This is a genomic window from Alicyclobacillus fastidiosus (assembly GCF_026651875.1).
In the GTDB taxonomy this organism is placed as follows: Bacteria; Bacillota; Bacilli; order Alicyclobacillales; family Alicyclobacillaceae; genus Alicyclobacillus; species Alicyclobacillus fastidiosus.
Genome location: NZ_CP104067.1, coordinates 1,677,418 through 1,697,587 on the forward strand (window position 1 = coordinate 1,677,418; position 20,170 = coordinate 1,697,587).

The 20,170-nt window shown below is 46.1% G+C and carries 18 protein-coding genes and 2 pseudogenes; 14 read left to right on the forward strand and 6 right to left on the reverse strand.

Features of this window, described 5'->3' with window-relative positions:
* Nucleotides 1-48 precede the first annotated feature (48 nt).
* The 5 genes from NZD89_RS08315 to NZD89_RS08335 all read left to right on the forward strand — a co-directional run bounded on the left by NZD89_RS08315 (nt 49) and on the right by NZD89_RS08335 (nt 3,796).
* Nucleotides 49-525: a DinB family protein gene (locus NZD89_RS08315; RefSeq protein WP_268007265.1), complete on the forward strand. Its 477-nt coding sequence runs from the start codon at nt 49-51 to the stop codon at nt 523-525.
* Nucleotides 526-761: 236 nt separating this feature from the next.
* On the forward strand, nt 762-1,316 hold the full coding sequence (locus tag NZD89_RS08320) for a GNAT family N-acetyltransferase (RefSeq protein WP_268008432.1): 555 nt from the start codon (nt 762-764) through the stop codon (nt 1,314-1,316).
* A 64-nt stretch (nt 1,317-1,380) separates the two neighbouring features.
* Nucleotides 1,381-1,818 (forward strand): GNAT family N-acetyltransferase, encoded by a 438-nt coding sequence (locus tag NZD89_RS08325; protein WP_268007266.1) that lies wholly within the window; start codon nt 1,381-1,383, stop codon nt 1,816-1,818.
* 97 nt (nt 1,819-1,915) lie between these two features.
* Entirely contained in the window at nt 1,916-2,221 is a 306-nt protein-coding gene (locus tag NZD89_RS08330) for an MOSC domain-containing protein (protein WP_268007267.1), read from the forward strand.
* A 717-nt stretch (nt 2,222-2,938) separates the two neighbouring features.
* Nucleotides 2,939-3,796: an IS4 family transposase gene (locus NZD89_RS08335; protein WP_268007268.1), complete on the forward strand. Its 858-nt coding sequence runs from the start codon at nt 2,939-2,941 to the stop codon at nt 3,794-3,796.
* Between the two features lie 485 nt (nt 3,797-4,281).
* Here NZD89_RS08335 and NZD89_RS08340 read toward each other — a convergent pair whose 3' ends face one another.
* Nucleotides 4,282-5,733, reverse strand: a complete 1,452-nt coding sequence (locus NZD89_RS08340; protein ID WP_268005159.1) for a transposase — start codon at nt 5,731-5,733, stop codon at nt 4,282-4,284.
* A gap of 268 nt (nt 5,734-6,001) precedes the next feature.
* Here NZD89_RS08340 and NZD89_RS08345 point away from each other — a divergent pair, with 268 nt between their 5' ends.
* The 7 genes from NZD89_RS08345 to NZD89_RS08375 all read left to right on the forward strand — a co-directional run bounded on the left by NZD89_RS08345 (nt 6,002) and on the right by NZD89_RS08375 (nt 13,775).
* Nucleotides 6,002-7,411: an MFS transporter gene (locus tag NZD89_RS08345; protein WP_268007269.1), complete on the forward strand. Its 1,410-nt coding sequence runs from the start codon at nt 6,002-6,004 to the stop codon at nt 7,409-7,411.
* A 204-nt stretch (nt 7,412-7,615) separates the two neighbouring features.
* The gene (locus NZD89_RS08350; RefSeq protein WP_268007270.1) at nt 7,616-7,975 is read left to right on the forward strand and encodes a DUF1003 domain-containing protein; all 360 of its coding nucleotides are present in this window, start codon (nt 7,616-7,618) and stop codon (nt 7,973-7,975) included.
* Between the two features lie 284 nt (nt 7,976-8,259).
* Nucleotides 8,260-9,621, forward strand: coding sequence for an IS4 family transposase (locus tag NZD89_RS08355; protein WP_268004608.1), 1,362 nt, complete (start codon nt 8,260-8,262; stop codon nt 9,619-9,621).
* Between the two features lie 78 nt (nt 9,622-9,699).
* Nucleotides 9,700-11,025 carry an extracellular solute-binding protein gene (locus tag NZD89_RS08360; RefSeq protein WP_268007271.1) on the forward strand — a complete coding sequence of 442 codons (1,326 nt, stop codon included), beginning with the start codon at nt 9,700-9,702 and terminating at the stop codon, nt 11,023-11,025.
* Nucleotides 11,026-11,236: 211 nt separating this feature from the next.
* The gene (locus tag NZD89_RS08365; protein WP_268007272.1) at nt 11,237-11,971 is read left to right on the forward strand and encodes a carbohydrate ABC transporter permease; all 735 of its coding nucleotides are present in this window, start codon (nt 11,237-11,239) and stop codon (nt 11,969-11,971) included.
* 231 nt (nt 11,972-12,202) lie between these two features.
* Nucleotides 12,203-12,844, forward strand: a complete 642-nt coding sequence (locus NZD89_RS08370) for a carbohydrate ABC transporter permease (protein ID WP_268007273.1) — start codon at nt 12,203-12,205, stop codon at nt 12,842-12,844.
* 115 nt (nt 12,845-12,959) lie between these two features.
* Nucleotides 12,960-13,775 (forward strand): metallophosphoesterase, encoded by an 816-nt coding sequence (locus tag NZD89_RS08375; protein ID WP_268007274.1) that lies wholly within the window; start codon nt 12,960-12,962, stop codon nt 13,773-13,775.
* A gap of 228 nt (nt 13,776-14,003) precedes the next feature.
* On the opposite strand, the gene NZD89_RS08380 is transcribed toward NZD89_RS08375, so the two are convergent.
* Nucleotides 14,004-14,261, reverse strand: a complete 258-nt coding sequence (locus NZD89_RS08380; RefSeq protein WP_268007275.1) for an aspartyl-phosphate phosphatase Spo0E family protein — start codon at nt 14,259-14,261, stop codon at nt 14,004-14,006.
* 324 nt (nt 14,262-14,585) lie between these two features.
* Here NZD89_RS08380 and NZD89_RS08385 point away from each other — a divergent pair, with 324 nt between their 5' ends.
* On the forward strand, nt 14,586-15,278 hold the full coding sequence (locus tag NZD89_RS08385) for an RMD1 family protein (RefSeq protein ID WP_268007276.1): 693 nt from the start codon (nt 14,586-14,588) through the stop codon (nt 15,276-15,278).
* 112 nt (nt 15,279-15,390) lie between these two features.
* On the opposite strand, the pseudogene NZD89_RS08390 reads toward NZD89_RS08385, so the two are convergent.
* From NZD89_RS08390 to NZD89_RS08405, 4 genes and pseudogenes are all read right to left on the reverse strand, one after another.
* Nucleotides 15,391-16,109 (reverse strand): annotated as a pseudogene (locus NZD89_RS08390) (transposase); the annotation flags it as partial.
* Between the two features lie 431 nt (nt 16,110-16,540).
* Nucleotides 16,541-17,653 carry an IS110 family RNA-guided transposase gene (locus NZD89_RS08395; RefSeq protein WP_268004949.1) on the reverse strand — a complete coding sequence of 371 codons (1,113 nt, stop codon included), beginning with the start codon at nt 17,651-17,653 and terminating at the stop codon, nt 16,541-16,543.
* A gap of 121 nt (nt 17,654-17,774) precedes the next feature.
* Nucleotides 17,775-18,215, reverse strand: a pseudogene (locus tag NZD89_RS08400) (transposase); the annotation flags it as partial.
* A 400-nt stretch (nt 18,216-18,615) separates the two neighbouring features.
* Nucleotides 18,616-19,749: an IS110 family RNA-guided transposase gene (locus tag NZD89_RS08405; protein ID WP_268007277.1), complete on the reverse strand. Its 1,134-nt coding sequence runs from the start codon at nt 19,747-19,749 to the stop codon at nt 18,616-18,618.
* A 319-nt stretch (nt 19,750-20,068) separates the two neighbouring features.
* On the opposite strand from NZD89_RS08405, the gene NZD89_RS29525 reads away from it, so the two are divergent.
* Nucleotides 20,069-20,155 (forward strand): helix-turn-helix domain-containing protein, encoded by an 87-nt coding sequence (locus NZD89_RS29525; RefSeq protein WP_369125263.1) that lies wholly within the window; start codon nt 20,069-20,071, stop codon nt 20,153-20,155.
* The last annotated feature ends 15 nt before the right edge of the window (nt 20,156-20,170 follow it).

The window sequence follows — 20,170 nt, forward strand, 5'->3', positions numbered from 1 at the left end:
GCGAAATCGAATTGGTAGGTAAAACTTTACAAGGGACGTGGGTGTTCAATGAAAACTCTGTTTGAGTACAACTGGCAGGTTCGTGATGACTGGTTTTCTTGGTGTGAGACGGTTCCAGAAGAGGAACTGCTCAAGTCACGAGGCGCTGGGGTTGGTGGAATTCTGAAAACGCTGTTTCACATTGTTGCGGTTGAATACAGCTGGATTTGTGATATGACAGGGCGCCCTGATCTCGACGACGATTTCGAAGCACACGCGAGCTTAGAGCGCGTTGTCTCACTCTCTAGAACCCTTCATCCTGTCATCAGTGATTTCGTGTCAAGCTGGACAGACAGCCGAGAACATCAGACGGTGCAAGTTTACAATCCGAGAACAGGCCAACACGAGATATTTCGGGAGGGTGAGATTTTAGGCCATGTCATCGCCCACGAGATTCACCACATAGGCCAACTGTCTGTGTGGGCGAGGGAAATTGGACGAGAGCCGGTCACGGCAAACTTAATTCGAAGAGGACTCTACAACTAAGTCAATTTGTCCGTGCAATTCATTTCTTCGTATGAAGATGATTGCCGTCTGGTAAGACATACGAACCTAAAACAGATGCGGCCGTACAAAAATATATCGAAAAAGTTCGGTTGTCGCAGCGGCGAAGCAAAGTTCACTGCCACCTCATCTGATTGCGCAGATTGACGACTATCTCGCTAACTTTGGGGCCGGGGTAGACAAAGGGGCGGGGAGAATTGGGCACGAGTCAAATTTTGATGGATTTCGTAGAGGAGTTTGAAACGGACCGACTGATGATTCGGTCTCCACGATGGGGAGACGGTGCTGCAATCAACATGGCGATCCGGGAAAGTATTGCGGAGCTTCGTCCATGGATGCCTTGGGCGAAGCAACAGCCGACGATTGATGAATCTGAGGAGAACGTGCGTGTCGCACGGCTGAAGTTTTTAGAGCGCTCCGATTTGAGATTACATATCTTCCACAAGGAAACGGGCGAATTCATAGGTGGAAGTGGCCTGCATCGTATCAACTGGGAAGCTAAAAGGTTTGAAATAGGATATTGGATTCGAACATCGCAGAGCGGCAAAGGGTTTATGACGGAAGCGGTCGAGGGAATTACCAATTTTGCAATTGACTCGTTGTTCGCCAATCGCATTGAAATCCGGTGTGACTCTACCAATACTCGCAGTGCCCGTGTAGCAGAGCGACTCGGCTTTACGTTGGAGGGCATTTTGCGAAATGAAACATGTGACGTCAGTGGATCGCTGCGGAATACCATGATATTTGCGAAGGTTCGCGGGTATGAGTTCTGACATCGCACCATGGTTGTGGCATAGGCCAAGGCTTAGCTGAATTGTGATGAAAAGGGGGGCAGCTTTGAGGCTGATCGATTACAGAGTCAGCAATGTCCCCATCAGTCGGGTCAAACAACTGTTGTCATATGCGGTAGGTGCGCCTAAAGACGAGAAGCTTAAGCGTATCCTCGACAAGGTGTATGCTGATGCGAATGCAATTCTGTACACCTGCATGGAGAATGGCGATACGGCATTGGGAGTCGTTGGGTGTCAGCGAACAGGAGAGAGTTCGGTCGAAATCCTCCACATTGCTGTCGATAAACGGAAACGCAATCAAGGGATTGGAAGAAAAATCATAGATGAACTGTTGGCACTGGAAAAGCTCACAGAACTGACCGCAGAGACGGATGCTGAAGCTGTGGATTTTTACCGCAAATACGGATTTTCGATACACGCTCTTGGTGAAAAGTATCTTGGCGTAGAGAGGTTCCTCTGCCGATTCAAGCAGCCGGTCTATTGAGGATGAGGATGCGTTTGTCGTTACGGATTTAGATGAATCATGAGCTTCGTTGAGACACCCGAAAATCAACCTATTTTGACTGAAGGGGGCTGTTTCGATGTTTGCGGGGGACGTTGAATCTTCCGTTGGGGAAGTTTTGGCGACTAGTCGTAGTGCGACACATGCATTTAGCAAGCAAATGGTAGACAGCATTCAACTTGTTGCGGGCTTGGGCGTAGAGGGTGACGCACACATGGGAAAGACGGTCAAGCATCGCTCGCGCGTGGCGCAAGACCCGACTCAACCCAACACCCGCCAAGTGCACCTGATTCATGCGGAACTTCTGGACGAACTGCACACTGCAGGGTTCCAAGTGGCGCCTGGGCAGATGGGTGAGAACATCACGACGCGGACGGCAATTTAATTCGTAAGGCGGGCGTCATGGGAATCGTGCTGAGTGGAGGAGAAGTTCGAGCCGGTGACCCAATCCGCGTAAGCCTCCCTGCACCACCCTATGTGCCTCTCGAGCGAGTCTGAATTTGGCGATTCACAAGCGCGCTGATAACGTGAAAATCTCCTCGCACAGATGGCCTTGGAGAGAGGCGTGCGAGGAGATTAAGGTGAAGGATATCAGGCACCTTCATTATAGGCACGGTCGCTTTTGATGTTCAATGAAACGTGTACTCTACATATAGCCATTTCATGACACCTATGTTCTCACAGGACATACCTATGGTCCCTGAGGACACAGAAGTACTACTCATTAAGGACAAGTCATTAACAAAACCCATACAACACATACACGACAATCAGTATTTACGGAAAGTTTGTGACGGAGTGTATTCGCCGCGATATTCGCAGTGTCTTTGATGTTGGTGTTGTACACTTGCCAGCTATAGAACACATTCCATGGGTTATTACGAATTTGATCTGCATCGAGAGTCCATACAGGGACAAATGATAAATTAAAGTTATTTTAACAAAAAATTAACATTAACTACTCAAGTTTCGCACCCGGTTTGAGCCAATGAACGCTTGGTATGATTGGGTTTTCGGGCATTGAAAAAGGCAAAACATCCTCATTTTCTAGTAGACTGAAGTTGTCGAGACCACAATCTACGGAAAGAGGATGTTTCGCCTTATGGTACGTGAACCTGAGGACCAAGATCAACTCCAATCCATGGTTTTTGCTTTCTTCAAGGAGTACAGAATTGCACGACTCCTAAAGCAGTCGAACATCACCAAACAAGCCGGTGTGGCTGTTCTGGATGTGTTCCGCGCCATATTCAGTCTCGTATTTACTCAGCGAAGTTTGAACCGTTGGTTGAAGCAGTCAGGTGGTGAAGGGTTTGGTAAGGATACGGTGTATCGATTCTTAAATTCCCCCCGTAACAACTGGCGGCGTTTTCTGCTTTTGCTGAGTGCTGCCGTCATACAACGGATATCTCGGCTCACTTCAGACGACAGAGCAGATGTACTAATTGTCGACGATTCGCTGTTTAGTCGCAGTCGTAGCAAGAAAGTCGAATTGCTTGCCAGGGTTTACGACCATGTGTCTCACAAATTTGTTCGTGGGTTTCGAATGCTTATATTAGGCTGGTCGGACGGGAATTCATTCGTGCCACTCACCTTTTCGTTGCTCAGTTCTGAAAACGAGCGCAATCGCCTACGTGGTGTTGAAGGGTCCATCGACAAGCGCACCTGCGGTTACAAGCGTCGGAAAGAGAGCATGCAAAAGGCAACGGACATTCTGTTCGAGTTGCTGACCCAAGCACAAGGCATGGGCATTACCGCCAAATACCTGCTATTTGACAGTTGGTTTGCACACCCGGCGACCATTCTTATGGCCTTGAAGCATTCGATCCACGTTGTCTGCATGCTCAAAGCCCCGCCCAAGGTTCACTACGAATACGAAGGACGGCGGATGACACTAAAAGAATTGTACTCTGCTCTGAAAAACGCCGTGGACGAGCAAAGATCCTTGCTTCTGTCATGGTGACGATAGGACAAGATGCAAAGGGCAACCCAGTTCTCGTGAAGATTGTGTTCGTTCGAGACAGGAACCGTTCCAGCCAGTGGTTGGTTTATAAGCCATTTACCCAATGCTATCAAGGAAAAACTGGCGGCCTAAGGGTGCGAAACTTGAGTTAATAAGTCGTAAAAAATGTCGAAAGGTGTACATTTGTTGTCACTTTATATGGGGAGACATTTCAAAACTTAGTGTGAAATCTACGATTCTACAGTTGCATCGTTCATCTCTTCGAGAAATCATAAATCCCTATATTTATTTCAAATGGGCTATACATATTTTAAACACTGTATATTTTCGTAATAAAATTCACTCATATTACTACATGGAAAATTACACGCAAATGCTACAACACCGGGGAATATCACAGATAATATAACAGTAGTTGTATAGACTAATACACATAACATGACCTATACTCCTTGAAATTAACATTGTCTTAATAAGAACATGACCTATGCAGTTGTCCCCAACAATTGGTTGGTTGAAAAGGGACAGAACCACCCGATTTCTAGATTGGGTGGCCAAAGTCTACGAATCAGTCTTGCAAAATCCTTTGCGACTGTGTCAAGATCGAGTGTAATCGAGTCTGGTTTATTTCTACTATGGACTCGACGTGTGTGGCAGCGGATGCAAATTAGATTGCGGATCACTTGGCCGTGGGTGCAATCCTCTTTGCCCGCTGTTTTTCGTTGTGCCCAAAGCAGATACCGAATGAGAGTTTCCGCCGTGAATAGCAGCGTCAGGTGTGCATGAATGTGGTTCTCGTTTTGTGAATGGCAGTTCAACATACCCAACTCTTGCTTGGCTGTACGAAACAGGATTTCAATATTCCAGCGGCGTAGCCATGCCCCAAGCACTTCCTGTGGAACGTCGTGACGATTACTCATCAGCAGATATGCACCCTTGTAGTCGGCCGCGGGTTCGTGGTCTGATTCGTCGGTTGTGTCGATCCTGCTTCGCTCGGTATCCTTAGACTCCTCCTTAACCCGCCAGCCAACCACTGCAGCAATGGGTGTGTACTTCATTTTTATGATCATTTGTCCTTTACGATTGCGTTTTTCTGTCGGCATCTGTATGTAGATATCCTGACAGACTACAGAAGCAACTTTCGCCTTGGGTTGCATCTTCAAGCGCGGATAGACTTCACGAATCAAATCTATGGGCTGTATGGGAACAAATCGTTCACGCCCGGTGCCCGGTTCAATGAGTCGACGGAACAGCTTCGTATTGCGTTTCGCCTTCGTGATCCAATCGAAATTGGCAGACTCGCACTGACGCAAGAATGGTTTGCTGAAGTACCAACGGTCCATAACAACCCACAATCGACACGATACTTGTTTGCGAACATCCTGAAGCATGCGCCATGCCAAGTCTAGTTTTGAAGACTCTTTAGCTGTCTCCGATTCTGGTTTCTTCCAGATGGAATAGGACCATGGGTACTCAACACCGTTTCGGCGAACAGCGTGTAATGCGACGATGTTCATGGCCCATGTGTAGGTTTTGCTGGAACTGTCGTAAAGCCAATAGAGAAAGGGGATTTTCTTCGCATATGGGTGTGGTGCATGCGTGTCGTCCAAGGCCAGAACATCGCCATTTGTTAGTGCAGTGTCTGTGTCATCCTGAAGCCTTTCAGTACGCTTATTGTTGAATACATCCCAACCGGAAAACCCGGTCAGAAACCGACTGAGTGCGGATTGCGATATCTTCTTCGCGCCGAGTGTCTGTTGCAGTAGACCGTCTTGGTTATAAAACGACGACAATGCATTCACCGAGGGAGAACGGTTAATTAATCCGACCACGTAAAGGAAAGCAAGGACCCAGGTCGCCACACCGCGAACTTTGAAAATGCCGGATTGAGATAGTAGCAGAGAGAGGTCAAAACGCTCCCACAGGGTACAAAGCAACGGTATCCCACCGACCTGACTGAACGACGATAAAACTTTGAACTTTGGTTTGCATAAATTCGCCACGCACAACACCCGAATCACTAAGAGGTAGGTAACCAGTACCTTCTCGGCGATTATTGCGGTGTTTTTGATTTGTCAAGTCTTTTCTTGTTTTCGAAATTCCTAATTCATACAACAACTGCATAGGTCATGATAAGAACTTCACAATTGACTGATAAGATGAAATTCGTGTTTGATATGGTCCTTGTGGAGGGAAACGAAACTCATGAAAGACAACAACAAGATTTTAAAAGCACTTGATGAAGCGCCGTTAAGCTTGTTTCATCTCCGTGCTGTGTTGATTTCAGGAATGGGATTTTTTACAGACGCCTACGACTTATTCATTATTGGTGCTGCTCTGATGCTGATAAAACAACAATGGCACCTTGACCAAACGATGGTAGGGCTTGTGGGCAGTACAACTTTAATCGCCAACTTTTTCGGAGCATTTATCTTTGGGCGATTGGCCGACGTAATAGGGAGAAAAACCCTGTATGGATTGGTCGCCATCATCATGTCCGTCGGTGCAGTACTCACAGCGTTTTCACCCAATATTGTTTGGCTCATCATCTTCAGGTTCATTTTAGGTCTAGGCATTGGTGGGGATTACCCAATCAGTGCAGTACTGATGAGCGAATATGCGAATGTAAAAGATCGTGGAAAACTCGTTGGAATGGTTTTCTCAATGCAAGCTTTAGGGTTAATTGCTGGTCCGATCGTTGCTATCACGCTACTTGCCAGTGGGATTAACCATGATTTGGCATGGAGGATTATGCTAGGATTAGGCGCATTGCCTGCACTGAGCGTGATTTATGCCAGGCGTAAAATGCCGGAATCTCCACGTTACAAGGCTCAGGTGCTTGGGCAAACACAAAACGCCATTCAGGATCTGCAGGCATACACGAAGGACCAAGTGCGCGTCACAGCTACACATTCTGTTGCAGCACAGGAAACCCGGATGCGTTTTATGGAATTCATCACAAATCGTAAAATGATGCTGACATTGCTCGGCACTGCGGGCTGTTGGTTTGTATTTGACTATGCGTACTACGGAAACTCGATATCTACGCCACTGATTATGAAGATGGTCTCGCCTCACGCAAGTTTAATTCAAACGGAAGCATGGACGCTCATTATTTTCTTGATTGCAGCCGTGCCGGGATATGTCCTGGCAGTCACCAAGATCGACAGAATCGGTCACAAGCGCCTGCAATTTATCGGATTTATTATTATGGGACTCGCCTTTCTTGCCATGGGGATTATCCCAGGTATCACATCAACGCTGTTGCCATTCCTTTTACTCTATGGCATTAGTTATTTCTTTGCGGAATTTGGTCCAAATACTACGACGTTTATTTTGCCATCGGAATTGTTCCCGGTTAGCGTACGAACCACAGGGCATGGGTTCTCTGCAGGCATTGCAAAAGTGGGGGCATTTATCGGGGTATTTGTCTTCCCGCTGCTTACCAAGACATTTGGATTGAATGGTACGTTTATTATCACCTTTGCATTCTCAGTAATTGGCATGCTTCTAACCTTAATTCTTCCGGAGCCTGCGAATAAATCAATCGAAAGTGAGCAGGATCAACGCCCGCGTGAGAAAGTGGTTGTGGTACAAAGAACACGAAATGCGTAGAGGTAATACTCGTTACACTTCCATATAATTCATAATATAGCTACTTGTAACCCGTAAAGAAGGAGATGAGTGCTTGGAAAGTGTACCAGACCCTGATCGAACAAACGGGGAATTGTTCACCGTCTAGAACGAGCCTACGCACGGATTCGCATCAGCGTATTAGTTCAGCGTGTTCAATTCCCCGAAAAATGGGGAGTTGGGCACATGGGAAAACGTAGTTACGATGTCAAACTGCAAGATATTCGGCAGGAAGCCTTCACATTTGAGGGTTTTGACATTCCGATCAACGAAACGGATGCAAAGAGAATCGATCGGTTAGTGGACAACTACGAACGTCGAATTATGATGCATTTGGATGACGACTATATTCGTCGGACTAAATGGACAGAGGGGTTGGCTGATCGAATTGCCTCGTTCGGGGGCAGTTGGTCCTTTATTATAATTTTTGCGCTCATACTTGCAGTTTGGATTTTGTGGAACACACTTCCTTTCACACCGTTTCATTTTGATAAACATGTTACGGGAATAGGCTACAAGTTCTCCGAGATTACAGCCCAATCATGACTCTTTATGTTGTGACCTCTCCTCTGATCCTGCAGAAATGCGTGACATTTTTGATGCCGACGACCAAAGACAAACCACATTATACCATTTCTTAACGATGCCTCTAGAAATTTTTAAATTATTCTTAATAACTCAACTTTCGCAGAGTGAAATGTGTAGCTAGCCCTTGTGGCGTAAAGACTTGAACGGATTAGAATATTAGCGTTGACAAATCAAAAGCACCACTTGCTTTGGTATAGTAAATGCGACCAAACACTACCATACCGGAAGAGGTGCTCTCCTATATGATAGGTTATGAGACGGAAAACAACAATCAATTGCCTGTCGAAATTCGTCCTGCCTTTCAAGAACTAAAGGTCCTTAAGCATCTGCGTAATGCTGGCATCACCAAGAGGTTTGGGGTTGCGTGTTCCTACCTATTCCAGCTTGTGTTTGTGCTCATCTTCCATCATCGAAACTGGTTTCAATTTCTTGATAGCGCAAAGTCAGAATCATATCCTGGCAAGGATGCTGTGTACCGTTTTCTCAATCATGCCGGATTTGCATGGCGACGCTTTCTCCTATTGCTCAGTGTGGAGGCCGTGAACAAAACCAGTTCGTTAACATCTGACAAGCGTGTCAGCGTATTCGTTGTCGATGACTCCATGTATGAGCGGAACAGGAGTAAGTGCGTGGAACTCTTGGCTCGATTCAAAGACCATGCACGGAATTGCTACTACAAGGGATTTCGTATGTTGACGTTAGGCTGGTCTGACGGTCATACATTCGTCCCAGTGGACTTTTCTCTCCTCAGTTCCGTCAAGTCGCAGATTCAAGGCTTGGGTCAATCGATTGATAAACGCACTCACGGATACAAACGCAGAATGGAATCACTTCTCCCGGCCCCAGATATCATCCCTGCCATGATTGACCGTGCTCTGTCTGCTGGAATGAATGCCTCGTACGTATTGATGGACAGTTGGTTCACGCACGCTCCGTTGATTCAAGCCGTGCTGGATAGGGGACTGGACGTCATCGGAATGGTCAAGGCGGACAACAAACGATATTTACTCGACGGACGGTGCCTGTCCTTGCAAGAGCTGTACTACGCTGCTACGCCCGTTCAAAGTACGAAGAAAGGAATCTTAAGGTCCATACATACTCAACTGCGCCCAGGCATCCCGATCAAAATGGTGTTCGTTCGTCACCGAACCAACAAGAAGGAATGGCTGGCTATCCTGTCTACAGATACGACGCTGACGGTCGAGAAAATCGTACAGATTTACGGCATTCGATGGGACATTGAAGTGTTCTTCAAATGCACAAAATCATTACTGCGTCTGCAGAAAGAGTTTCAAGGACGTTCCTATGACATGCTCATCAGCCACACGACGATTGTCTTTTCACGGTATATTCTGTTAGCTTGGCAGCACCGCCAGAGCACGGACAACCGTACATTGGGGAATCTATTTCTAATGCTCTGCGACGAAGTGAGCGAACTGGACTGGGCCATCGCATTGAGCCAATTGGTTGAACTTGTAAATGATGTTTCCAAGAAGGCAGGCAAACGACTCTCGAAACTGATTCGCAGTCAACTACAGCGGTGGATCGACGGTTTACCCAGCTATATCAAGGCATATCTCCCTGTTTTGGCCTGCGAAAGTTGAGTTAATAATATATCAAAATCGGGTTGTTATCGTTCTAAATGAGAATTCTTAATTGTCGTAAAGCCGGGAGGTAAATGTGTGATAAACAAGCTCGGGAACACAACTAAAGTGCTGGGCATAACCGCAGCATCGGTGATATTCCTAGCAGGTTGCGAGGCGGTACAGACGGCTAGTGGAAGCTCTGATGCAAGCTCGTCTTCATCGAAATCGGCCTCTGGCGTCACCGACATTACTTTCTGGAACGGTCACCCATCAGGAGATTTGCAGACGCAGATGCATTCAGAAGTGGCTCAATTTAATAAAACCCACCCGGACATTCATGTTAGCTATGTGGATAAATACACTGAGGTCCAGCCAATAACAGCTGCGTTTGCCGCGCATGATGCCCCAAACGTTGGTATGCCCCATGTCGCAGATGCGGAGCAGTTTGAGAAGGACGGTTACTTGGTTGACTTGACACCGTTCATGTCTAACAAGAGCGCTATTCAGTCTGACTATTATCCGAACGTATGGAATTCGGTCAATATCACCCCGGGTCAAACATACTTGTTGCCTTATGAAGAAAGTGCGCAAATGGTTATTTACTACAATCAGAATCTACTGAAACAGGCAGGCATAACACAGGCACCGAAAACATGGAACGACCTCGTGTCTGATGCGGAGAAGATCACGACACTCGGTAACGGTGATCATGGCATTGCTTGGACTCCATCCCTAACACAGTTTTTCGTTATGGCTGAGGACTTTGGTGGAAGTGTCTTTGCAAGTTCAGGAGACACCAAGTTTGCGCTCAACAATTCCGGTGCAAACAAGGCACTGACCATGCTACGTCAAATGGTTGTAAACAAGTCCCTGCTAATTACGCAGAACTATAACTACCAATTGGACTTCGGTACGGGGAAAGTCGGCGTCCTCATGGATGCATCAGCCGGTTTCACATACGATAACGGTTCGGCTGGCGGTAAGTTCAAGATGGTTGCAACTCCGGCACCGGTCGGGAATTCCGGTCAGCAATACAACTTCGTGGATGGGGATGCGCTTTGTGTTTTTAACACAGGGACAAAGGCTCAGCAGCAAGCAGCCTATACCTTCATTAAATGGTTGGCAAGTCCATCGACCAACGCAGAATGGAACGAATCCACCAACTACGTGCCAACTGGTCCAGCATCCGATAAACTTATGCAATCGTTTTACAAGACGAATACGAACTATGCGGCTTCGTTCTCTGCTCCGAACAATTGGATGACGGAACCGTCGCAGAATACCGCTGCATACGAAGCGGCAACGACGGCTATGGATTCAGATTTTGAAAAGGCGTTACTTGGTCAGGAGTCGGTATCAACAGCGCTTCAAAACATGACAACGATTGGCAACGAGTATCTGAGTGGAAAGAAGCAGGGGTGATACAACGTTGGACACATCCTTTGTTGCAGGCAGAGAGAGTCCCGTGGCTTCTCTCTCTGGATGTCGTCGGGCTCGTAAAGATTTCTTGGTAGCCGTTGCGTTTTTAATCCCGGCTTTCGCGTTCCTCATTATATTTGTGTATTTTCCAACAGTACTTGCGGTCTTACTTGCGTTTATCCACTTTCAAATTGGAGTATCAGGAAGTACCTGGGTGGGTTTGTCCAACTTTAAGGAGGCCGTAACCGACGCTGTATTTCAAAGGTCGATTGTCCACACTTTGTACTACGCTGCGATGGTTGTACCAGCTACATTGATTCTGGCAACCGCGATTGCGTTGTTGATTAATCGAGCTACAAAATTTTACAGTTTTATTCGCGTTTTTGTGCTACTACCGTATGTGACACCCGCCATCGGGACCGCAATAGGTTGGATGTGGATTTATGATCCGACCTACGGCCTGGCTAATGCAGTGCTGCATTGGTTGCATCTTCCAATGTTACAGTGGCTGCAGTCGCCATATCTTGCGTTGCCGTCTATTGCCATCTACTCACTTTGGCATGGCGTTGGATTTGACGTCGTCATTATGCTCTCTGCGCTTAGCGGACTCCCGAGTGGCGTATTGGAGGCATCGCTGGTGGACGGCGCGTCACCGTGGCGGAGATTCTGGAGAATTACGTTGCCACTCATCTCACCAACGATGTTTTTTTTGGTCATCGTTACAACCATTGGATCACTACAGGCCTTTTCACAGGTATTCGCCCTATCTAGTGCGACGGGGGGGCCAGAAAACTCGACTACGACTGCACTATTTGATATCTACCAGACAGCTTTTACATATGGGAATTTTTCTTACGCATCAGCGATGGCTATCATTCTGGTTGTCTTGATCCTTGCATTGACGCTATTTCAACGTTGGGTTGGTAAACGGATGGTGTTCTATCAATGAGTGTACAGTCTTTATTTTGCTCTTAAACCGGTAGAGAGGAATGTCAGATTAATGTCTACTAAATGGTTGAAAATTCCACGATCGTTTATGGCTCTGATCTGTGGGCTAGGATTTCTTGTTCCACTATACATTACGCTTTGTACATCATTGGATGCGCCCGCCCACGTATTTACATTCCCGCCCCATCTAACACTCGACTTTAATTGGAGCGCGTACCGAGATGCGTGGCACATGTATCAGTGGTTGGACTATTTCCGGAACACAATCTTAATCGCGGTGTTTACGATTCTCATCTCTTTGGTGACCTCCATGCTCGCAGCTTACGCACTGAGCTTTATTAAGTTTCGCGGACGCAATTTCGTATTTACGTTAGTGTTGCTTGTCATGATGATTCCTGGCGAAACACAGTTGATTCCCAATTTCGTCATCATGGCTAAACTGGGATTGGTTGATACGATTGCGGCTCAGGTGCTACCGTACGGGGCGTCCGCATTCGGTATATTTTTGCTCCGCCAATTTTTCCTATCCTTGCCGAAGGACTACTGGGAAGCGGCGCGAGTGGATGGATGTGGCCATCTCAGGTTTCTCTGGTCAATTGCAGTACCGATGTGTCGACCAATCTTATTCACAATCGCACTGTACAGTTTTATTGGATGTTGGAATTCACTCATTTGGCCGCTGATGGTTACTCAGAGTCCCAAGGCACAACCGATTGAGGTTGCATTAGCGACGTTCTTGACATCGAACTCCGCCGATTGGCAAGGCTTATCCGCTGCTGCAATTTTTACGACTTTGCCTGTCGTTATTGTCTATATTCTACTACAGAAGCATATCATTCGTGGAATTTCTCGCGGTGATGGGATTCGTTTCTGAGTCTGTTCTATTCAAACGATGACACATTGAATGGAGGGGTATCATGGGACCGGTCTTATCACAACACCCTCGTGTTACCCCTTTCTCATGAACTTAATCAGTGGGGGCTGAAATCTTGAAAATCGCACTGCTATCAGATATTCATTTAGATGTTAATTCGTCTGATGACCAAGGTCTGGGTAGAGACATCAGTTTAGATGTCGCTTCTTTCATCCAGTCACTAGACGTTGATAGGATTGTTATCGCAGGTGACGTCGCAGAGTCCGCTGTAAATTGCCTCTCCTATCTGGAGTATATCGAGACCAACGCTAAAAAACCTATTTCATTTATTCCTGGAAATCATGACGTTTGGACTGAGGGGACCAGCTCCTGGGACGAATACAACATGTATCGCAATCACCACACTTCATTAATTGATTTACCGCTGCAGTTGACCGATAAATACGTTCTAGTCGGCAACATGGGGTGGTATGACTACACCTTTGGACTACCAGAGTACAAGGTCGAAGAGTTTATTACACATCGACCTAAAAATTGGGATGTAAAAGCTAAGTTTCACATGAGTGACCCCGCCTTCGCAAATATTTTGATGGACCAACTGCAATCACAACTTGAGAATTGCCGTCAATACAGAGTGCTCCTCGTTACACACTTCGTGCCATATACCGAATTTCTTGTTCGAAAACCTGACTCTCCAGAATGGAATTGGTCCAATTCATTCATGGGATCACGGCGAATAGGTGAGATCATCAATCTCTACCCAAATATAGAGTACGTTGTCTTCGGACACACCCATATGCGTTTTGGAATGGTAAATACACAAGGTCGTAAGGTAATCTGTAAACCACTGGGCTACGTTCATGAGTGGGAAAGCCCCGATCTGAATGAAGAGTTAAAACGAGTGACCACTATCATTTCCCTTGATGAATAAATAAACAACAAAGCAACAATCCGGCATACTCCTTAAAGGAGGCTACGTCAATGATTCGCCTAGGTTGTAACTATTCTCCACAACTAATTGATTTACTACGGAAAAATAGGGTGGAAGTAGACTATATTAAACAGGGAGTGTTATCTATGATATCAGATTTACTTTACTGTATTCATTGCTGCACCCTGCATCCGATAACCAGGAAAAGTACTGTATTCAAAACAGGTTTCAGACGTGTAAATGGGAAAGACGTTCCACTCGGATTTTGCAAGCAGTCCAAAAGGGACGAATCGTCAGACGATTATTCTTACTGTAGCGTAAACTGTACACTTTGAAGCGTTTGGCTTGAATACGATTGATAAATACGTCTAGGCGTTGGCTTGCAGCAATAACATCGGGATGTGTAAGGCTGCCTCGGTCTTCTGCAATTTTTATCATTTGACTGCGAAGTTCTTCCACAGTACTATACTTCAGGTTAATTATCATGATGTGATCCCCTAACACACTCCAAAATTCAACACCGAGTTACAATACCACAGGAGACGTGTCGAAGGTTGTCTAAGAACGTCATACTCGTACAAAAGCAGGTGACTTCAATGTATAGCCTTAAGTATTTCTAGTGCAACGGTCTAAACGTGTCTTTGCATAAACGTTTCCCCAGTAACATGAGCGGTATAGCAATTTGTTTTCGTATAACAGACTGAACGAAGTAGTCACTCTATCATATATTCTTATGAGGGATATAAATCATACGTTTGTATAGAATAGGGATTAATGAATACGACCAAATTGTGAAGGTGAGAAATAATAGTGGATAATATTACCTTTAAGGCGTTTGCGATAACACATGAAATTAATTTAAACAAGATTGCAACTCATTGTGGTATTCCTAGAAAATTCACTTGGGAGCAACCCTTAATCTTATCAAAGGGTACTCTAAAATCTATCTTTCACAAGAATATAGATAAATCACAACGAATACTCGTTTTTTCCTTTGGAAGCGTTGTCTTCATTAATTTTATTAATTCCAATGAGATAAATATATTTTTAAATTTTATTCACTCCTTCGAACCTGATATTGATCTTAAGAATGCAGACAAATATACGGACGATTATAGCCTCAACATTAGAGAAACTGAATTTATTAGGCTGACTGACGAGTACGTAGAAGTGCGTGAATATGAGAATTTTTACCCTGAATTAATTTCTACTGTACTTGCAAAATCGGTAGCACTCGAGAAAACAGAGGAACAACTAGAGAAAATCCTTGATAAGCTCGAAACTATGATTGACCAACTAGAAAAAGGAAAATTGAGAATTGGTAACAAGGAACTAGCAAGGACTACTGCTAAAATCTTACGTCACGAATATAATACGCTTGCGTATATCATGATTCTAGACAAACCTGACATTACATGGAGCAGTAGCATCGCAAGTGAATTTTACGATAAGATGCTGAATTTTTTTGAATTGAGCGTTTTGCAGAATTGCGTTTCTCTGTGAAACGAAAAAAGAAGCAATACCAGCTTGAGGGTTTTAATTTACATTTTTTGTTTGTGCTGTATAGGTTTGCACATGCCCATGTCGGTAGCAGAGAGTCAGGAATCCTGTCCGATTATGCTGTTTTCAGTGCGTTCGCTATCGCGTTCATCGCCAGCGCAGAAGCAAGTAGAACAATCGTATTGAGATACGCGTATGTGGTCACCTTCTGAATGCCACGAATGTGCACATCGTTGACTGTAAGATTTTCTTTGAGCCGAGAATTACAACGCTCCACCGACGTTCGTTCATTGTAGAGCGCTGTCCAACCCCGCGTATTTCGGTGCGGGTTCGCGTAACGTCTGACATCTTCGGTGATGCTTGTCTTGACCACCATTCCGTAGTTGGAGTCGGAGCAAGCTGCAATTCCAAGTGGGCAATCCACTTTACCAACGGCATGCGGACAGCGGAACTTTAATCGGTCACCGTCGGCTCCCCAATACACCATGTCGTAGCCCATTGAGCAGCGAGGTGTGCCATGATTGCCTGCGCGCCATAGCCACGGGCGGCTTCATAGTTTTTCACCTGGTCATAGCCAGCGTCCATCATGACGTATCTGACCTTCCAGCCATAGTTCTCGACGACTTCTTTCATGAGTGGAATTGCCATCTCACCGTCATACACATGAGCAGGTGTTACCTCCAAGGCTACCGGTAACTCGCTGGCAGTATCCACTGCGAGGTGAATTTTGTAACCGAACCACGTGAGCTTGTTACCAAATGTGTCGTATTTGGCACCCCAGTTGGCGTTACCGGTTTCTTGGCTACGTGATTTCGGTTGCTTCTTCTGATATGAACGAGGATGTCAAGCACCACTACAACTCCCGCTGTGCCACTGTTCTAAAACAGGGATTTCGCGTTGCTTCACATGGAGTGGCGGCTCCGATAGGCTGATTCGCCATACGGCCCTTCCGAGGCGCTCGTCCGGCATCACGTCGGGGCCGCAGAGGCTCCATGTCAAGCAACTAACCTCGAAGACTCGGCACGAAGGCAAAAACTTCTCGACGGTGAGCATTCTGATATTCGTGGGTTGATTACCACAGTTAATCTCTCCGTCTAGAGGACCTGCCACGAACTCATGGCGTGCGTTCGGTTCGCGAGGGCAATACCTAGCACAAGAAGAAAACGTGGGTTATCCTCCTACGGTTTACACTTTTGCCTTCGAGCCCAGTCTTCCAGTTTTCTCATTCAAGGTTCCCGGTGAACGCGGAAGTATAATTCTATTGGTTAAGCTTTATCTTTCTGCATTTGGCGTGCGATTGCCCACATGAACCCAGCTAATTCACGAGCGACTGCAGTTATAGCTTGATTAGAAGGTTTCCCTTTACTGACAAGGCGTGTGTACTTGTTATGGAGTCGATTTTGGGCCTTCCATGATATTCGTTGGACCTCAGCCGGCTGACCCTGTTGTCGTTTTCGAATTTCTCCTTTAACCGCCGGTCGATAGCGGTAACTCCAGGCTGACTCAACCAGTACCCGTCGTAGATGTGTGTTTCCTGTCTTTGTAATTCTTCCTTTGCGTTTCACGCTACCGCTCGAGTGTTCACTAGGCACGAGCCCTGTATAACCCATGAACTGACGCGGATTCACAAACCGTCTAAAGTCACCGATTTCTGCTACAATCGTGACTGCAGTGGTTTCCTTTACTCCTCGAAGAGATTGCAGTGCTTGGATAAGAGGGGCATGAGAACTTGTCTCTGCAGCATGATGAATCTCGGTCTCTAGTCGTTTGATTCGTTGCTCCACCTCATCTATGGCATGGAGATACTCGCGAAAAGTCACGTCTTCGTATCGATTTTCAAATTTCAAGGTGTCTAGCCATGCCCGATATCGAGTCTTCCAGGTGGTCATTTTTTGTTTGGGCTTAATATCGTGACGAAGCAAAAACTTAGATAGACGGTGGCGCGCACGCAATTGGTCTTCTTTTGCATCCTCTCGCGCTCGTACTAAGTCTCGAATCCCTTCATCTTCTCTTGTCGGAACGTAGACTGGTGTGAGCTCTCCAGCTCGAAACAACTGAGCTAATCTCAATGCATCTCGACGGTCTGTCTTAATTCGCTCACCTGGCCGTTTCGGAATGAGGGTGGGTGCAACGACGATGCATCTAACCCCAAGTTGGGTAAGTAAGCGTTGTAACTCATAACCCGTGGGACCAGCCTCATAACAAGCTTCGATTTCACTTGCGTTTCCGAGCTTTGAAAACAGTTTGCGTACAGCTTCCGGAGTATTGGGCACTTCTCCGTAATATCTAGCCGCCTCACGACTTCCGACATCTGCTATGGCCACCGCAATGAAATCCTTTGACACGTCTAAGCCCACGACTTTTGTGATATCCTTCATATTATCGGCTCCTTCACAGTGTAGCTCTGGTCGGTCACATCTACTGGTAATTCTCTTTACTCAGCAGTATGGCCACTAACCTACGAGAATGTGACATGGAGCCGAACCTCGTTCATGATAACTCATAGGCGCCAATCGCTGTACTGTCAATCGCAAGATGAGTTCCGTCGATGATGCCGGAATCTTTGCATTGACTGACCAGGTCAATAAAGAGTTCCTTAGCAAGATCCTTATCCACTACAGCGTTGAAGACTCGACTGATTGTGGCGATTGACGGTGGGCGTTTATCCACCCGAAACCCGCATTGGTACCGGAAACGTAGGTCGCTATCCAAACGGTTATGTAACTGGGTAAAGGTTGAAATTCCTTCAAGTGGAGCAACGAGCAATGCTCGCAAAATTGCTTCACGATTGATAGGCTTTGCACTCTGGGGTGACGAATTGCTGAACTTTACCGCGTATTGCTGAAGATCCAGGGCAGCAAAGAACAGTTCAAGCCGCTCGCTGGGTTCGATTTCTAACCATTGCTCAAAGGAAAACAGAGACTTTTGGAGAAGATACAAGTGGACTTCCCTCCTGTCGAGGTTTCTTGTTTGGTCACTTGAAATCTTCTCGATGTTGGGGTGAAGTCCTTTTTTATGTTCTGTTATCCCTTGCCCTGCAAGGGCTCAGAAATCTGCAAAACGCTGTTATGAACGAGGCCTGTCAAGCCCCGTATTTCATGGATTTATTGAAGGTCAGGCGCCGAAGGCAAGTTATATCGACGGTTGGCATTCTGTTATTCGCGGATTGGCTACCGCATGTCGTACCTCCGTCAAGGGCTGCCTCTGACTCAAAGCGTGCATTCAGATAGGCCTAGCACATAGCGTTTACGAGGGTTCCCTCTTCCGGAAACTTGCCTTCGCCGCCCGACCTTCAAATAAGTAAGCTCGTAGAATAAGTGTACCGTGATCGAATTCTTATTTAAGCAATCGAATTTGTGTTTTCTTTATCCCGCATTCGTTCCGCCATGCACCCAATTGCCCAGATAAATCCTAATAATTCTCTTGCCACTGCTGTTACAGCAACGGAGTGATTTTTGCCTCTAGAAATCAAACGAAAATATTTACGGTGCAATCTATCTTGAGCCTTCCAAGCAATTGCTTGTGTCTGAGGTGATTGCCCTTCTTGTCGTTGTTTAATTCGACCTTTTATTGCAGGTGAATAACGATAACTCCACGCGGATTCGGCTAGAATGTGGCGAACATGTGCATTCCCTGTTTTGGTTATCCCACCTTGCCAACGATTTGCACCACTAGAGTATTCTCGTGGGACTAGTCCTGCGTAAGCCATAAGTTGCCTAGGATTCGAGAAGCGGGAAAACTGCCCAATTTCCGCAACCAATGATGTTGCGGTGACCTCAGCGACACCACGAAGTGTCTGTAAAGCTTGAATGACAGGAGCGTGGAAGCTATCTGTTGCCTGAACATGAATTTCTTGTTCTAATCGCTGAATACGTCCATCAATTTCATCCAATTGGTGTAGGTATTCTTGGAATGCCATCCTCTGAGCGCGATTCGTAAATTGTAAGGTATCCAGCCACTTGCGATGTTTCGGTGTCCAATTGCGTATACCCTTTGGTGTGCGAAGACCCCATCGTAACAAGAATTTCAACAACCTATGTCGAGTACGCAATTGATCTTCTTTAGCGTCCTCTCTTGCACGTACTAGATCTCGAAGTCCCTCGTCATCCTCTTGCGGCACCCATACACTCGTCAATTCTCCCGCTCGTAATAACTGCGCCAGACGTAATGCGTCTCGACGATCAGTTTTTACTCGATCCCCCTGACGCACTGGGATTAGGGAAGGGGCAACTACCATACATGACAAACCCATCTTGGTTAGTTGGCGATACAATCCATATCCTGTAGGTCCCGCTTCATAGCAAAATTCCAATTGTACGTCGTTTCCTAACTGCCTAACCAATTTACGAATTGCTTCAGGATTATTTGTAATTGTTCCAAAAAACCGCGGGGCACCACGCCCTATGTCTGCTATGCCCACCGCAATCGAATCCTTTGACACGTCTAAACCTACGAATTTTGTGCTATCCTTCATATTATCGGCTCCCTTCGTATTGTAGCTCTGCATTGGCTATCGCTAGTAACAGTATTGCCAATGTAACCTACGTTGTTACGAAACGGGGCCGACCTCGTTCATTATGACTCAATTAAATGATCGGTATAAAATTTTAAAAAGCAAAACAGAAATTTTATATAACATCATGGAAGGTTTCTCCACGATTAGCCATTCAATTCGGGGACTGTTCGTTGAATGGATTGTCGTAATTCTTATTGTTTTCGAAATCGTTCTCACGCTTTTGGGGGTTATAGGGTGGCTCCCCCAAAAAGGGAGCTAACTTCAATGTAAGTAAGTTCTGACGGCCAGCCTCAATGCGTTGTGTCGTGAACTCGGTTGTCAGCCAGGTGATTTGATTCAATATGTAGAGGATGAGGAAACATAAAAAGTCCCGTGCCTG

Bases quoted from the DNA above. Each gene is read 5' to 3' on its own strand.
- NZD89_RS08315 (WP_268007265.1), top strand. From the start codon at position 49: ATGAAAACTCTGTTTGAGTACAACTGGCAGGTTCGTGATGACTGGTTT.
- NZD89_RS08320 (WP_268008432.1), top strand. From the start codon at position 762: ATGGATTTCGTAGAGGAGTTTGAAACGGACCGACTGATGATTCGGTCT.
- NZD89_RS08330 (WP_268007267.1), top strand. From the start codon at position 1,916: ATGTTTGCGGGGGACGTTGAATCTTCCGTTGGGGAAGTTTTGGCGACT.
- NZD89_RS08335 (WP_268007268.1), top strand. From the start codon at position 2,939: ATGGTACGTGAACCTGAGGACCAAGATCAACTCCAATCCATGGTTTTT.
- NZD89_RS08345 (WP_268007269.1), top strand. From the start codon at position 6,002: ATGAAAGACAACAACAAGATTTTAAAAGCACTTGATGAAGCGCCGTTA.
- NZD89_RS08350 (WP_268007270.1), top strand. From the start codon at position 7,616: ATGGGAAAACGTAGTTACGATGTCAAACTGCAAGATATTCGGCAGGAA.
- NZD89_RS08355 (WP_268004608.1), top strand. From the start codon at position 8,260: ATGATAGGTTATGAGACGGAAAACAACAATCAATTGCCTGTCGAAATT.
- NZD89_RS08370 (WP_268007273.1), top strand. From the start codon at position 12,203: ATGTATCAGTGGTTGGACTATTTCCGGAACACAATCTTAATCGCGGTG.
- NZD89_RS08380 (WP_268007275.1), bottom strand. From the start codon at position 14,261: ATGATAATTAACCTGAAGTATAGTACTGTGGAAGAACTTCGCAGTCAA.
- NZD89_RS08395 (WP_268004949.1), bottom strand. From the start codon at position 17,653: ATGAAGGATATCACAAAAGTCGTGGGCTTAGACGTGTCAAAGGATTTC.
- NZD89_RS08405 (WP_268007277.1), bottom strand. From the start codon at position 19,749: ATGAAGGATAGCACAAAATTCGTAGGTTTAGACGTGTCAAAGGATTCG.